This is a genomic window from Thermotoga sp. Cell2 (assembly GCF_000789375.1).
Taxonomy (GTDB): Bacteria; Thermotogota; Thermotogae; order Thermotogales; family Thermotogaceae; genus Thermotoga; species Thermotoga petrophila.
In genome coordinates this window covers 44,778-59,651 of record NZ_CP003409.1, presented here as the reverse complement: position 1 = coordinate 59,651, position 14,874 = coordinate 44,778, and the positions used below count along the sequence as shown (strand labels likewise).

At 45.6% G+C, this 14,874-nt stretch carries 16 protein-coding genes and 1 pseudogene; 8 read left to right on the top strand and 9 right to left on the bottom strand.

Annotated elements, in window-relative coordinates:
• Positions 1-9: 9 nt before the first annotated feature.
• A complete protein-coding gene (locus CELL2_RS00325; protein WP_038034025.1) occupies positions 10-1,077 on the bottom strand; it encodes a glucose-1-phosphate thymidylyltransferase in 1,068 nt (355 codons plus the stop codon).
• An 82-nt stretch (positions 1,078-1,159) separates the two neighbouring features.
• On the opposite strand from CELL2_RS00325, the pseudogene rplI reads away from it, so the two are divergent.
• The 7 genes and pseudogenes from rplI to trxB all read left to right on the top strand — a co-directional run bounded on the left by rplI (position 1,160) and on the right by trxB (position 5,947).
• Positions 1,160-1,608: pseudogene (rplI, locus tag CELL2_RS00320) on the top strand (50S ribosomal protein L9).
• Entirely contained in the window at positions 1,605-2,447 is an 843-nt protein-coding gene (rnz, locus tag CELL2_RS00315) for a ribonuclease Z (protein ID WP_038034027.1), read from the top strand. Before rplI ends, rnz begins: the two are co-directional and overlap by 4 nt.
• Before the next feature lie 12 nt (positions 2,448-2,459).
• Positions 2,460-2,882 (top strand): NfeD family protein, encoded by a 423-nt coding sequence (locus CELL2_RS00310; RefSeq protein WP_004080739.1) that lies wholly within the window; start codon positions 2,460-2,462, stop codon positions 2,880-2,882.
• Between the two features lie 13 nt (positions 2,883-2,895).
• Positions 2,896-3,813, top strand: coding sequence for an SPFH domain-containing protein (locus CELL2_RS00305; RefSeq protein WP_038034030.1), 918 nt, complete (start codon positions 2,896-2,898; stop codon positions 3,811-3,813).
• Positions 3,810-4,292, top strand: a complete 483-nt coding sequence (locus CELL2_RS00300; protein WP_012895792.1) for a hypothetical protein — start codon at positions 3,810-3,812, stop codon at positions 4,290-4,292. The genes CELL2_RS00305 and CELL2_RS00300 overlap by 4 nt, the downstream gene beginning before the upstream one ends.
• A 29-nt stretch (positions 4,293-4,321) precedes the next feature.
• On the top strand, positions 4,322-4,987 hold the full coding sequence (locus tag CELL2_RS00295; protein WP_011942762.1) for a thioredoxin family protein: 666 nt from the start codon (positions 4,322-4,324) through the stop codon (positions 4,985-4,987).
• Positions 4,988-4,993: 6 nt separating this feature from the next.
• Positions 4,994-5,947 carry a thioredoxin-disulfide reductase gene (gene trxB / locus CELL2_RS00290; protein WP_012895791.1) on the top strand — a complete coding sequence of 318 codons (954 nt, stop codon included), beginning with the start codon at positions 4,994-4,996 and terminating at the stop codon, positions 5,945-5,947.
• Here trxB and CELL2_RS00285 read toward each other — a convergent pair.
• From CELL2_RS00285 to rsmH, 4 genes are all read right to left on the bottom strand, one after another.
• On the bottom strand, positions 5,938-7,131 hold the full coding sequence (locus tag CELL2_RS00285) for a penicillin-binding protein (protein ID WP_241208666.1): 1,194 nt from the start codon (positions 7,129-7,131) through the stop codon (positions 5,938-5,940). The genes trxB and CELL2_RS00285 overlap by 10 nt on opposite strands.
• 112 nt (positions 7,132-7,243) lie before the next feature.
• Positions 7,244-7,549 (bottom strand): hypothetical protein, encoded by a 306-nt coding sequence (locus tag CELL2_RS09400; RefSeq protein WP_241208665.1) that lies wholly within the window; start codon positions 7,547-7,549, stop codon positions 7,244-7,246.
• 144 nt (positions 7,550-7,693) lie between these two features.
• Complete coding sequence (locus CELL2_RS00280) at positions 7,694-7,837, bottom strand: hypothetical protein (RefSeq protein ID WP_128080871.1); 144 nt, start codon at positions 7,835-7,837, stop codon at positions 7,694-7,696.
• A 112-nt stretch (positions 7,838-7,949) separates the two neighbouring features.
• Complete coding sequence (rsmH, locus tag CELL2_RS00275) at positions 7,950-8,849, bottom strand: 16S rRNA (cytosine(1402)-N(4))-methyltransferase RsmH (RefSeq protein WP_011942758.1); 900 nt, start codon at positions 8,847-8,849, stop codon at positions 7,950-7,952.
• A gap of 254 nt (positions 8,850-9,103) precedes the next feature.
• Between rsmH and CELL2_RS00270 the strand changes: the two genes are divergently transcribed.
• On the top strand, positions 9,104-11,482 hold the full coding sequence (locus tag CELL2_RS00270; protein ID WP_011942757.1) for an ATP-dependent Clp protease ATP-binding subunit: 2,379 nt from the start codon (positions 9,104-9,106) through the stop codon (positions 11,480-11,482).
• A gap of 6 nt (positions 11,483-11,488) precedes the next feature.
• On the opposite strand, the gene tsaB is transcribed toward CELL2_RS00270, so the two are convergent.
• From tsaB to eno, 4 genes are read right to left on the bottom strand one after another with little or no spacing between them, the layout of a single operon-like run.
• Positions 11,489-12,109: a tRNA (adenosine(37)-N6)-threonylcarbamoyltransferase complex dimerization subunit type 1 TsaB gene (gene tsaB / locus CELL2_RS00265; RefSeq protein WP_011942756.1), complete on the bottom strand. Its 621-nt coding sequence runs from the start codon at positions 12,107-12,109 to the stop codon at positions 11,489-11,491.
• 9 nt (positions 12,110-12,118) lie between these two features.
• Positions 12,119-12,595 carry a DUF3855 domain-containing protein gene (locus CELL2_RS00260; protein WP_011942755.1) on the bottom strand — a complete coding sequence of 159 codons (477 nt, stop codon included), beginning with the start codon at positions 12,593-12,595 and terminating at the stop codon, positions 12,119-12,121.
• A complete protein-coding gene (locus CELL2_RS00255) occupies positions 12,592-13,512 on the bottom strand; it encodes a cation diffusion facilitator family transporter (protein ID WP_011942754.1) in 921 nt (306 codons plus the stop codon). The genes CELL2_RS00260 and CELL2_RS00255 overlap by 4 nt, the downstream gene beginning before the upstream one ends.
• Positions 13,513-13,562: 50 nt before the next feature.
• On the bottom strand, positions 13,563-14,852 hold the full coding sequence (eno, locus tag CELL2_RS00250) for a phosphopyruvate hydratase (RefSeq protein ID WP_004080719.1): 1,290 nt from the start codon (positions 14,850-14,852) through the stop codon (positions 13,563-13,565).
• Between the last annotated feature and the right edge of the window lie 22 nt (positions 14,853-14,874).

Sequence of the window (14,874 nt, the reverse complement as noted above, 5' to 3'; positions counted from 1 at the left end):
CCCTCTTTTTTAAAGCTCCACCCGACTCATGTCCCCTAAGATGAGATTCAAACTCGCGGGTCTCTTCTGCGATCCTTTCACAGAAACTCCCTTTCCCAATATGGAAGAGTCTATTCTTTTTTCCACACCTGTTATAGAGCATTCATCCATCACGATGCTGTTTTCCACTTCACAATCTTCGAGTATCACTCTGTTTCCTATTGAGGAATAGGGCCCTACGTAGGAGTTCTTTATGAAACAATTCTCTCCTATAACCGCGGGACCTCTGATCACAGAATTGACGATTTTCGACGCTTTTCCTATTCTCACGGGCCCCTGTATGGAGGACTTGTCATCCATTTCCCCGAGAAGTTCTTCGGTTGTCTCCATCAGGATCTTCCTGTTCGCCTCTAACAGATCTTCTGGCTTTCCAGTGTCTTTCCACCAACCGTAGACGATGTAACCCCGAACCTTTTCGCCCTTTTCAATGAGATATTCGATAGCATCCGTTATCTCGAGCTCTCCCCTCCAGGAAGGTTTTATGTTCTTTATCCCTTCGAAGATCTTACTTTTGAAGAGATAGAGCCCCACGATGGCGAGATTGCTGGGTGGGATTTTGGGTTTTTCCACAACCTTTATCACTCTGTCACCTTCCATCACAGCTACACCGAAACGAGTTGGATCCTTGACCGGTGATAACAGGATCGAAGCAGCACAGTCCGAATTTTCAAAATCTTTCACGAATTTTCCCAGATCTTCGAGAATGAGGTTGTCTCCCAGGTACATCATGAAATCCTCGTCTCCGAGAAACTCACGTGAAACCCAGACGGCGTGTGCAAGGCCTTTAGGTTCTTCCTGAATGATGTAAGAGATCCTGAGGCCGAAGTTTTCGCCTGTACCAACTATGTTTTTGAACTCTTCGGCGTTGTGAGGGCTCACAACGATTCCCACTTCTTCGATACCGGCCCGTGCAATGTTTTCCAGGCTGTAGAAGAGAATGGGCTTGTTAGCAATAGGGATAAGGTGTTTGGCAGTTGTGAATGTGAGCGGTCTGAGTCTTGTCCCTTTTCCAGCACACAGAACGATTGCTTTCTTCACACTTTACACCTCCTCTTTTCAAGATTATATCAATCAAGCATGATAGAATAGATAAGGAAAAATTTTCAGGAGGTGATTTGTTTTGAAGGTGATACTTCTCAGGGACGTTCCAAAGATCGGGAAAAAGGGTGAGATCAAAGAAGTTTCGGATGGGTACGCGAGGAACTACCTCATACCCCGTGGTTTTGCAAGAGAATACACGGAAGGGCTTGAAAGGGCGATAAAACACGAAAAGGAAATAGAGAAAAGAAAAAAGAGCGAGAAAGAGAAGAGAGTGAAAAGATCCTCAAGGAATTGAAGAAAAGAACTCACGTTGTGAAGGTCAAAGCGGGTGAAGGCGGAAAGATATTCGGAGCTGTCACAGCCGCAACACTCGCAGAAGAGATCTCAAAAACCACCGGTTTGAAGCTCGATAAAAGGTGGTTTAAACTGGACAAACCCATAAAAGAACTGGGTGAGTACTCTCTGGAGGTTAGTCTGCCAGGGGGTGTGAAGGACACTATAAAGATCAAGGTGGAGAGAGAAGAATGAACATCATAGGGTTTTCGAAGGCGCTGTTTTCCACCTGGATCTATTATTCGCCGGAGCGCATACTTTTCGATGCGGGAGAAGGAGTCTCCATGATTCTCGGAAGTAAGGTGTACGCCTTCAAATACGTCTTTCTCACTCATGGGCACGTGGATCACATAGCGGGATTGTGGGGAGTTGTGAACATAAGGAACAACGGTATGGGAGACAGAGAAAAGCCACTCGACGTTTTTTATCCAAGGGGAAACAGAGCCGTGGAGGAGTACACCGAATTCATAAAGAGAGCAAACCCCGATCTCAGATTCTCTTTCAACGTTCACCCTTTGAAGGAAGGTGAGAAGGTTTTTCTGAGGGACGCAGGGGGATTCAAAAGGTATGTTCAGCCGTTCAGAACGAAACACGTTTCCTCCGAAGTGAGCTTTGGTTATCACATATTCGAAGTTAGAAGAAAATTGAAGAAAGAATTCCAAGGATTGGACAGCAAAGAAATCTCACGTCTTGTAAAAGAAAAAGGCAGAGACTTCGTCACTGAAGAATACCACAAAAAGGTTCTCACTATCAGCGGGGACTCGCTGGCGCTCGATCCTGAGGAGATTCGTGGAACGGAATTGCTCATCCACGAGTGTACTTTCCTGGACGCACGCGACCGAAGGTACAAGAACCACGCTGCCATAGACGAAGTGATGGAGTCTGTGAAAGCAGCGGGTGTCAAAAAAGTCATTCTCTACCACATTTCCACCCGTTACATAAGACAGCTCAAGTCGGTCATAAAAAAATACAAGGAGGAAATGCCTGATGTAGAGATCCTTTACATGGATCCAAGAAAGGTGTTTGAAATGTGAGGGGGCGAAAATATGGAAGCCTGGGTGTTCTGGCTCGTTCTCGGTGTGATCCTTATGGTTGCGGAAATTCTCACACCTACATTCTTCATATTCTGGTTTGGAGTGGGCGCCCTTGCCGCTTCTCTGGTATCACTCTATCTTGGGGTGTACGTTCAAATCATAGTTTTTGCAGCTGTATCTATAGTACTCGTCTTCCTCACGAGAAGGTTGGTTCAGAACTGGGAATCTCCGAGAAAGATCCATGTTGAAGAGATCGCTGGAAAGGTGGCTCTCGTCATTGAGACAATAGACAACAGAAAGGGAACTGGCCTTGTGAAGATCGATGGAGATGTGTGGAGGGCGTACGCGGAAGACGACGATGAGGTCATAGAGAAAGGAGAACACGTGAAGATAATGAAGGTGGAAGGTGCCCATGTGGTTGTAAAAAGAGTATGAGGGAGGTGTTTCTATGTTGATAGCTCTTGTTGTTCTGGTTTTCTTCCTGATCGTACTGGCTGCGAGTTCTATAAGGATCGTGCGTCCGTACGAACGAGGTCTCGTAGAAAGGCTTGGGAAATTCAAAAGAGAAGTCGGGTCAGGAGTACATTTCATAATTCCTTTCTTCGAACGAATGATAAAGGTGGATATGAGAGAAAAAGTCATCGATGTTCCTCCACAGGAGGTTATAACAAGAGATAACGTGGTTGTGACGGTAGATGCCGTGATCTACTACGAGATCACCGACGCGTACAGGGTGGTTTACAACGTGAGCAACTTCGAGATGGCCACCATAAAGCTCGCTCAGACGAATCTGAGAAACGTCATAGGTGAACTGGAGCTCGATCAAACGCTCACATCCAGGGAAAGAATAAACATGAAGCTTCGAACTGTTCTCGACGAAGCAACGGACAAGTGGGGTGTGAGAATCACACGGGTTGAGATCAAAAAGATAGATCCACCTCAGGATGTCACCGATGCTATGAGTAAGCAGATGAAGGCGGAGAGAACGAAAAGAGCTGCCATACTGGAGGCGGAGGGTTACAAGCAGGCGGAGATATTGAAAGCAGAGGGTCAGAAAAACGCGGCCATTTTGAGAGCAGAAGGTGAAGCGGAAGCCATAAAGAGAGTTGCGGAAGCGAACATGCAAAAACTCATTCTCGAAGCCCGTGGACAGGCTGAGGCGATAAAACTCGTTTTCAACGCGATACACGAAGGAAATCCGACCAAAGATCTTCTCACCGTCAGGTACCTTGAGACGCTGAAGGAAATAGCCAACGGTCAGGCGACAAAGATATTCCTCCCGTTTGAGGCGAGTTCCATACTCGCAAGCCTGGGAGCCATATCTGAAATTTTCAAAAAGGAAGAAAACAAGAGGGATGAGAAATGATCTGGCTCCTTGAAGGGCTGTCCTTTTCTGTTGTTGGATTCTTTGTATCTGTCTTCTTTTCATATCTCTATCTGAAAAGAAGAGAAAAAATTGATCTGAGTGCCCTCAAAATATTCAACGAGTTCACCACGCTGGGTCTCATTTACCTATTCTCCTGGATGTTGAATTCTCTCTTTTTCTATCTTATGGTTGTCGTTCTTGCAGTGTTTTTCTTTCTTGGAGAATCTGTTCATTTTCTGATGAGTATAAATGAACAGTACCGCGTTATGTTTCTCTCCTTTGGATACAATGACAGAGAATTCAGCCTTTATCAGATCAGAAAAAAGCTCTTCAAATCCTTTGTAAAACCTGCCCTGAAGTTTTTTGGTCTGTACATTGTCTTTTCGAATGCAGATCTAAAGAATCCTTTCGTGATTTCAATCTTGCTTGTTCTTGGTGTAACAATAGGTTTACTAAACGGAGTAGACAAGTTCGACTAATTTGGTAGAATTATATTGGAGGTGAAAAAATGGGTATCTTGTCGGACAAGGACATTGCTTATCTCAAGGATCTCTTTGGGAAAGAACTCAAAAGAAAGGTAAAGATCGTCTTTTTCAAGACGAAAGACAAAACGCGCTGTCAGTACTGCGAAATCACAGAACAGGTCCTGGAGGAACTCGTCTCTGTCGATCCAAAGCTCGAACTTGAAATTCACGATTTCGACAGCGACAAAGAAGCGGTGGAAAAGTACCAGGTGGAAATGGTCCCTGCTACAATTCTTCTGCCCGAGGATGGTAAGGATTACGGTATTAGATTCTACGGAGTCCCTTCAGGACACGAATTTGGAACACTCATTCAAGATATCATCACCGTCTCTGAAGGAAAACCGCAGCTTTCCGAGGAGAGCATTCAGAAACTCCAGAGTCTCGAGGAACCGATAAGGATCAGTGTGTTTGTTACACCAACGTGTCCCTACTGCCCCAGGGCGGTTCTCATGGCTCACAACATGGCCATGGCCAGCGACAAGATAATAGGAGAAATGATAGAAGCGAACGAATACTGGGAGCTGAGTGAGGAATTCGGAGTCTCTTCTGTTCCCCATATCGTTGTGAACAGAGATCCATCGAAATTCTTCGTAGGGGCTTATCCCGAGAAAGAGTTCATAAACGAGGTGTTGAGACTCGCAAAGGGGTGATGAGAAATGGTTTTCTTTGATACTGGATCCATAAAAAAGAAGGAGATAAAGGACAAATACGACATAGTCGTTGTGGGTGGAGGACCTGCGGGTCTCACATCTGCTATTTACGCCAGGAGAGCAGGACTTTCTGTTCTGGTCGTTGAAAAGGCGATCGAAGGAGGATACGTGAACCTTACTCATCTGGTTGAGAATTACCCGGGTTTCCCGGCCATCTCCGGAGAAGAACTCGCTTCGAAATTCAAAGAACACGCTGAAAAATTCGGTGCAGACATATACAACGCCGAAGTCGTTAAGCTGGAAGTCCTGGGAGACAAAAAAGTAGTTGAACTCGATGATGGTAAAAGAATAGAGGCTCCCGTAGTGATCGTTGCAACCGGTGCGAATCCGAAGAGGTTGAACGTACCCGGTGAGAGGGAGTTCTTTGGAAAAGGCGTGTCGTACTGCGCAACCTGCGACGGATATCTCTTCGCGGGAAAGGACATAATCGTAGTGGGCGGAGGAGACAGCGCGTGCGACGAATCGATTTTCCTTGCCAACATAGTGAACAAGATCACCATGATCCAGCTTCTTGAAACGCTCACGGCTGCGAAAGTTCTTCAGGAAAGGGTCTTGAGCAATCCAAAGATAGACGTCATTTATAACTCCACCGTGAAGGAGATCAGAGGAAAAGACAAGGTTGAAGAAGTTGTTATAGAGAACGTGAAAACGGGAGAAACGAAAGTGCTGAAAGCAGATGGAGTGTTCATCTTCATAGGACTCGATCCAAACTCGAAACTGCTTGAAGGTCTGGTGGAACTGGATCCCTACGGTTACATCATAACGGATGAAAACATGGAAACTTCCGTGAAAGGGATCTACGCGGTCGGTGATGTGAGAAAGAAGAATTTGAGACAGATAGTCACAGCTGTTGCAGACGGGGCCATTGCTGTTGAACACGCCGCAAAACATTACTTCTGATCGCTCAAAAACAGAATCACAGGTCCTTCAAGAGGATGATTGGGTGGGGGTGTTTGTTCAGACACCTTCCACCCTTTTCCTTTTATCTCCACGTCCTTCACTCCGAGGGATTCCAGAACGAGCAAAGCGTCTCTAATTGGAAGTCCTGTTAGATCCGGCATCAAACCTTCTACAACCCTTATTCTTCCGTCTTCTTTCTCCGTGAGAACCTCTACGATCTCTCTGAACACTGGAGCGGCGACCTCTCCTCCGTAGAAAGCCTCTGAAGGACTGTCCAGATGAACCAGTATCGTGTACTTCGGATCTTCAGCGGGGAAAAAACCCACAAAAAGTGAGTGATAGAGATTCCTGTATTCTCCACCGACCGCCTTCTGCGCGGTTCCCGTTTTACCAGCAATCGTCATTCCCTTCACCTGAGCGAATTTCCCTGTTCCTTCTTCCACGACCCGGACCATCGCCTGTCTTATCATGTCCGCTGTTTCTTTTGAAAAGACCTTCCTTTTTTCCACTGGAGAGTCTTTCAAAATGGTAGGTTTCACCCAGTATCCATCGTTCGCAAAGATGTTGAGAGACGCAATCAGTTGTACAGGAGTGACACCGATACCCTGGCCAATCGAGATCTCAGCCGGATCTATGAGGGACCATTTTTTCGCTTCTCTCAGAACACCAGCGATTTCCCCTTCCATTTCGATACCGGTTTTTTCCCCAAAACCTACCTTCTGAAGCCACTCATAGAATCCTTCAACACCGATTTTCTCTGTGATAAGCTCTCCTACCTTAACACTCATCACATTGCACGATTTTACGATTCCCATGGAGAAATCCACCAGACCGTGCTTTTCTATATCTCTTATGATCACAGGGAGTTGCTCTACTGGTTTTATTGAACCTTCGCACTCAACGGTGAAATCTGGAGAAGCAGAATGTGTCTCGAGAGCGATCGCGTACACCAGGGGTTTTATCGTCGAACCTGGCTCTATGTATCCGCCGATCAAATCGTTCCAGTTTCTAGTGGTCACCATTGAGAGTATCCTGCCGGTTTTTGATTCCATCACAATCACATGACCCGCTTCCGCAGAGTGTCCTTCCACGGCTTTCGAGATGATGTCGTAGACGCGCCTTTGAAGGTCAAGATCCAGTGACAGCCATACATCTTTTCCGTTTTCAGGTGGGGAGTAATTCACAAGGGTAGGAGAGAGGCGGGCTCCTCTGTAGCGAAGTTCTAAAAAACCATTTCTTTTCCCTCGTAACTGATCGTCAAAAAACCCTCTATTCCTCCCTTTCCCGTTCCATCTATCACCGTTCCAAGCAGAACTCCTGCTGTGTAATCCTGAATTTTTTTCTGGTGTATACCAGTTCTATGTTGACAAAGGGCAGCAACTCTGATTCTATCTTCTTCAACACGTCAACTCTATCTTCTTCCTCTGTGAGTTTGAAAAACTTGTACTTCATCACTTCTTCCAATGACTCTGTGATACCGCAGTTTTGCAGGGTCTTCTCGAGTGCTTTTATATCCCCATTTTGTCTTTTAAAAAAGTCGACATCGAGATAAGCGGCGTATTTCGGCAAATCGTAAACTAATTTCCTTCCCTTGATGTCCAAAATACTTCCTCTCTGGGGAGGGATAGAAATGAACCAGTTTGTTCTTTCTGTTAAAGGAAAGAAGAACAAATTCACTAAGGAGACCATCAAAAATAACGCAAAGATTGCGAGCAACAGCCACAACCTTTTTTCCATCTATCACTCTCACTCCGAGGGATTCAGGAGATCGAAATAGGATGAGATGTGGTAGAACTCTTCTTCGAGTGCCTGATAAGTTCTCTCCAGTTCTTTGATCTCGATTTCGAGTTTTTTATTGTTTTGCGTGAGGTAGAAGGCCAGAACTCCCACTCTTAAGGCGGTTACCCCCACGAACAATAACACAGCAACGAGCACAATGGTGAAAATAAGTTGATGCGAAAGAACGAGTACTCTCGTCCTCTGGTTTACCTTCGCTGGCAGATCAATCTCCTCCTTTCTCTATCCGCTCCGCTGCACGCAAACGTCCGCTCCTGGCTCTTGGATTCTCTCTTATCTCTTCTTCTGAAGGACGAACCGGTTTTTCCGTCAATATTCGTAACTTTTTGGAATTTCTGAACGTTTCTTTGACGATCCTATCCTCCAGAGAATGAAAGGAGATGACCACTATTCTACCACCCGGGTTCAGAAGATCCTCCGCTTTTCTCAGAAATTCCTTCAGATTTTCAAGTTCTCTGTTGACATAGATTCTTATAGCCTGGAACGTCTTTGTTGCAAAATGCCTCTTGCGACGTCTGATTTCGTAAGATGGAAGCGCTTCTCTCACGGCTTTAACGAGGTCAAGAGTAGTGTTGAGCGGACGATTTTCAACGATTTTCCGAGCGATTCTCCTTGCGAATTTCTTCTCTTCACCGTACTCAAAAATTATCCTCGCTAACTCCTCTTCCGGTAACTCATTCAATACTTTTTGAGCCGTTACTTCGCTTTCCAGATCCATACGCATATCCAGTGGTTCTTCTCTCTCGAACGTGAATCCCCGATTCTCTCCTTTGAGCTGATAAGTAGAAACCCCAAGATCCATTAATATCCCATCTACTTTTTCTACTCCTAAAGTTTTAAGAAGAAAATCTGCTTCTCTGTAGGAGATTTTGAACAAACTCGCACGATCTGAAAATTCTTTCAATTTCTCTTCTGCGATCCGCAAAACTTCTGAATCAACGTCTATTCCTATGATTCTGCATCCCGGACAGTGTTCTAAAATCGCCTTGGAGTGTCCTCCTTCACCTACCGTGCAATCGAGGATGATTTTCTCATCCTCCGGTTTCAGAAACTCGATAACTTCTCTAACCATTACAGGAATATGTCGCTGCGAATATTTCCGCATCTTATCACGCCTTCTGATCCTCGTGTGGAAACATTATAACGTATTCTTCCGTAAAAATCAAAAAAACGGTAAACAAACGACAGTCCTCTTAAAATGCAGAATTGAAGGGATTTTTGGTTGATTCATTTTTTATATACAAGTGTGTACTAATTGAGCTGGAAAAGAAGATATTCTGTTGTTTCAATAAATATTTACTTTTTGTTTTATCAAACGTAATATTTGAGTGCTAACATAATGAACTGGAGGTGAGAATTATGAGAAACCTGAACGACAAGATGAAGGATATTTTCGAAAGGAGTGTGGAGGATATCAAAGAAAGAAATCAGAACCTGCTCAGACCAGAACACATTCTCCTTCAGATTCTTTACGATGAAAACGAGGCCACGAAGGTACTGAAAGATCTCAATGTAAACGTGGAAGAAGTGATTACTGAGCTGGAGGACTACATCGATTCCCAGTACGGGATATACTACGGATTCTCCGATCAGGTCTATGTATCGAAAGAGCTTTCTTACATCCTGGAGCTGGCGAGAAAGGAAGCCAGACTCTTCAAGCAGAGGGATGTAGGTCCTCTTCACTTCCTTCTAGGACTGTTGAGAGACGGTTCCACGCACGCTGCCCGTGTCCTGAAAAAGTACGGCGTTGACTACGAAAAAGTGCTTCAGAAGATTAGGGAGCACGAAGAAGAGTACGCGACCGAACAGTCACCGCTCACGGCTTTTGCAACCGATCTCACAAAATTGGCAAAAGAGGGGAAAGTAGGCCCTATCATAGGAAGGGACAAAGAAATCGAGCGCGTGATTGAAATTCTCATGAGAAAAACCAAGAACAACCCAATTCTAATCGGTGATCCAGGTGTTGGAAAAACCGCTATTGTGGAAGGTCTCACACAGAGAATCGTTGAGGGGAAAGTCCCTGATCCTCTAAAAGATGTGCGCATACTGATGGTGGATCTCGGAAGGATGATAGCGGGAACCAAGTACAGGGGAGAGTTTGAAGAAAGGCTGAAATCGTTCCTCGATGAAGTGATGAAACAGAAAGAAAAAACGATTCTCTTCATCGATGAAATACACACCCTGGTTGGTGCTGGCGCAGCCGAGGGAGCGATGGACGCTGCCAACATGTTGAAGCCGGCCCTTGCTCGCGGTGAAATACGCGTCATAGGTGCGACCACGCTGGATGAGTACAGAAAACACATAGAAAAAGACAAAGCGCTCGCGAGAAGATTCCAGCCGGTGATGGTGAGAGAACCGAGTGTGGAGGAGACCATAGAGATCTTGAAAGGGTTGAAGAAAGTCTACGAGGAGCACCACAAAGTGAAGATAGAAGACGAAGCGATAGAGGCAGCTGCCAAGCTCTCAGCGAGGTACATAACAGACAGATTCTTGCCGGACAAGGCGATTGACCTGTTGGATGAAGCGGCAGCAAGAGTGAGACTCAGCGCTACAAAACAGGAAAAGGATGAAACGAAGCTTCGCGAGCTCGAAGAAAAAATAAAAGAGCTTGAAGCAAAAATCGACGAGCTCACTATAAGATCTCAGTACAAAGAAGCGGCCGATCTCAAGAAAGAACTCTTCAAACTCAGGAACGAGTACGAAGCTTTGAAGAGTGGGAAACCGGTTGTCACAGCGGAGAAAATAGCAGAAGTGGTTGAATCCTGGTCTGGTGTACCAGTTTCCAGAATCGTTGAGTCTGAAAAGGAAAAGCTTCTGAAGCTCGAAGAGATAATCCACCAGAGACTCGTGGACCAGGAGGAAGCGGTCAAGGTAGTGGCCGATGCCATCAGGAAGGCAAGGGCTGGAATAAAAGATCCTAACAGGCCAGTTGGTACCTTCCTCTTCCTTGGACCAACGGGTGTTGGTAAGACTGAGCTCGCAAAGACACTCGCTGAAGTGCTCTTTGGAAGCGAAAACGCACTGATACGAATCGACATGACCGAATACATGGAAAAGCACGCTGTCTCCAAGCTGATAGGAGCACCTCCGGGATACGTCGGTTACGAGGAAGGAGGTCAGCTGACCGAAGCCGTAAGAAGAAGACCGTACAGTGTCGTACTGCTTGATGAGATTGAAAAGGCGCATCCGGATGTGTTCAACGTACTGCTTCAGATAATGGACGACGGAAGACTCACAGACAGCAAAGGAAACGTTGTGGATTTCAAGAACACGATCATCATCATGACGAGTAACATAGCAAGCGATCTGATACTGAACTACGTTAAAGAAGGAAAGAGCTTCGATGAGATTGAAGAAAGAGTCAGAGAAGAGCTGAAACACTACTTCAGACCCGAGTTCATAAACAGGATAGACCACGTTGTTGTCTTCAAACCGCTTACAAAAGAACACATGAAACAGATCGTGGAAATAATGATTAGAAGACTCGAAGCGCGGTTGAAGGACAAGAACATAAAACTCACGATCACCGAATCGGCGAAAGAATACCTCGCAGAAGAAGGATACGATCCAACGTTCGGTGCAAGACCGCTGAGGCGGCTGATAGAAAGGGAAATAGAAACACCACTCGCAAGGATGATCATAGCAGGTGAAGTGCAGGAAGGTCAGACGGTGAGAGTGGATTACAACGGTGAAAAATTGATCCTCGAAGTTGCCAGAGAACTCGAGAAGGTTCAGTAAGGGGCGTTAGCCCCTTTTCTTTTTTTCCCAGTTCAATTCCGCTATGGATTTCTGAAGATACAAAGGTTCGATTTCGTAGTAGTGGATGGTCTTTTTCTCTTTGAAAAGCCTCTCGCTCTCTTCAACCAGCACAGCAGGTGAGATGAGAATGTCGTCCTTCAGGACTATTTTTGGAGAAAACTCTTTTGTGATCTCTTTCAGTTCTTCGTCAGAGACCACACTCGGCTCTTTCAGCAGATTGAGATTTTCGTCTTTCAGATAAACCGCACAGTAGTGGTAACCTTTCCTCGCTCTTCTGACCACGAGTACAACACCGCTGACTGGACAACTTTTTGCAGCCATTTCGAAGGAGTTCAGAGGAGCCACAGGTATATCGTATGGAGACACAAGTCCTATCACAGTGGCGATTCCCACCCTGAGACCTGTCAATCCTCCAGGACCAATACCAACTCCCACGACATCAAGATCCATCACTTTGAAATCTAGTTCGTCCAGCAGCTTCTTCACAACAACAGGAAGAATCTCTGCGTGTTTTTTCTCACCTGTGTAGGAAATTTCAAAAAGATCTTCTCCTTTTCTCAACCCAATTCTTATTCTCTGGGAAGTGTCGAGTGCCAGAACGTTCATCCTCTCACCTCAGAACAGATTGTCTATTTCTTGGACAGAAAACGTGTACTCTCCAGGATTCCATCCTTTCGATTCAAAAAAGTACTTCATGAACTCTTCCACTAACTCGTTCCTGTTTTTCTTCTTCACTGAAGAATATGGAACGTAAATTTTGTACCAGTTCTTCTCTGATAGTATTCTCATGCCACCATAAGAATCGAGGTAGTCGATTTCCTCAACAAAGACGTTTTTCAAGTCTGTCCAGTCTCCGAGCGGGAGATCGACAGCGTTTTCTTTCGGTGTGAGAGCTTTTATGGCGAAACTTGGTACTTCTTCTCCTTCTTCCAGGACGCTGATCTTGAGAAAAATTCTTCCAATCAGTTCAGAATTCACCGGCTCGAGGCTCACACCCGTTTCGTTGAAAATCTCTTTCATTTTCTTCTCGAGAATACCAAATTCTTTTCCTTTTTTGTAGTAGAGTATTTCAAGGATGTCCATCAATCTCATTTTTTCTCTCCTTTCTTCAGGCCAAATCCTTCTTCTTCCACGTTCCCAAGTGGCTCAACGTGTATGGTTACGTCTTCTATATCGTCTCTTCTTTTCAACATTTCTTTCCTTATTTTCACGGTCAATTCGTGCGCATCTTTCACAGACATCTTTCCATCTACTTCGATATCCATTTCTATGAAGTGCCTTGTTCCCACCTTCCTTATTCTCACCCTGTGGGGATTATGCACGTTTGGAAAACGTTCGAGGACGGCAAATATATCATCGTACATGTCTAACTCGGTTCTTTTCATGCCATCCATGAGTTCGTAAGCCGCTTCGTAGAATACGGAAAATGAGGTTCTCAGGATCATAATGGAAACGAAAATCGCGAGCAGACTGTCCAGCCACCACCATCCGAAGGTTTTCATCGCAACCATGCCGGCCAGAACAGTTCCTGAGATCATTATGTCGTTTCTCATGTTCAGTGCATCACTGATTGTAGCCGAACTTTTCAAACGTTTCCCAAGAGACAGTTTGTATAAAAAAAGAAAAGTTTTGCCTGCAACGGAAATCCCAACAACAATAAAGGCTGTCAGAGTGAGTTCCAGGGAAAACTCCTGTTTCACGAGCCTTTTGACTGATTCAACAAGAAGAGAGGCTCCTGCGTAAAACATAACGAAGGAGATTATCTTTGAGGCGATCGTTTCTGCCCTTTCATGGCCGTATGGATGCGTCTCGTCGGGTGGTTTTCCTGAAATTCTGGATGAGAGGAGTATGACAAAAGATGTGAATATGTCGGTGGACGTGTCTATTCCGTCTGCGAGTATCGCATAGCTTCCCGTGAGAAGTCCCACCAAAATCTTCAAGACAGCAAGCACGGTGTTTCCAAGTATTCCAATCCATGCTCCTTTTTTTATCTCTTCATGCCTTTCCAATCTGAAATCACCTCAACAAAATGAAGGCCCACCAAGGTGGGCCTTCGGTGTTATCTCTTTATAGAGTAGAAAGATTTCAAACCTCTGAATTCTGCCACTTTTCCGAGTTCTTCCTCGATTCTCAAAAGCTGGTTGTACTTGGCTATCCTTTCGCTCCTGGAGAGGGAACCTGTCTTGATGAAACCAGCGTTCGTTGCCACGGCAAGGTCTGCGATGAACGTGTCTTCACTCTCTCCGGATCTGTGGGAAATGATGGCTGTCATGTTGTTCTTCTGTGCCATCTCCACCGCGTCGAGAGTTTCCGTGACGGTGCCTATCTGATTGAGTTTGATGAGTATGGAGTTGGTCGCTTTGAGTTCTATTCCTTTGGAAAGTCTTTTCACGTTGGTCACGTAAAGGTCATCTCCAACGATCTGAACCTTGTTTCCTACTCTCTTTGTGAATTCCACAAATGCATCCCAGTCTTCCTCCGCGAACGGATCTTCGATGGATATGATGGGGTACTTCGCCACCAGTTCTTCGTAGTATCCCATGAGAACTTCGCTGGATTTTTCTTCACCATCGACGTAGTAAACTCCCTTTTCCTCATCGTAGAAGGAAGATGCTGCGCAATCAAGAGCTATGAAGACTTCTTCTCCGGGCTTGTAGCCAGCTTTCTCTATGGCTTCAATCAGAACCTTTATGGCTTCTTCGTTGGAAGACAGATTGGGTGCGAATCCACCCTCGTCTCCTACTGCTGTCACGTGACCGGCTTCGTGGAGTATCTTTTTCAACGTGTGGAATATTTCCGCTCCTGCCCTCAAAGCTTCTCTGAAGCTGTCAAATCCGGCGGGAACGATCATGAATTCCTGAAGGTCAAGATTGTTGTCTGCGTGCTGTCCACCGTTGATCACGTTCATCAAAGGTACTGGCAGAACCTTTGCGTTGACTCCTCCAAGGTATTTGTAGAGGGGCAATCCGAGGTAATTCGCCGCCGCTCTGGCAACTGCCATAGAAACGGCGAGTATAGCGTTGGCACCCAGTTTAGATTTGTTCTCTGTGCCATCCAGTTCTATCAGTGTCTTGTCAACGAGTGGCTGGTCGAATGCGTTCATTCCAATCAGCGCGGGAGCTATGGTTTCGTTCACGTTCTCTACGGCCTTCAGAACACCCTTCCCGAGGTATCTCTTCTTGTCTTTGTCTCTGATTTCCAGGGCTTCGAATTTTCCAGTGGAGGCACCAGAGGGCACGATGGCTCTTCCCATTGTTCCGTCTTCAAGCACGACTTCCGCTTCAACGGTGGGATTTCCTCTCGAATCCAGGACCTCTCTTGCTCTTACATCCACGATTTCCACGTACACAGTTTCCACCTCCTTGGTTTTT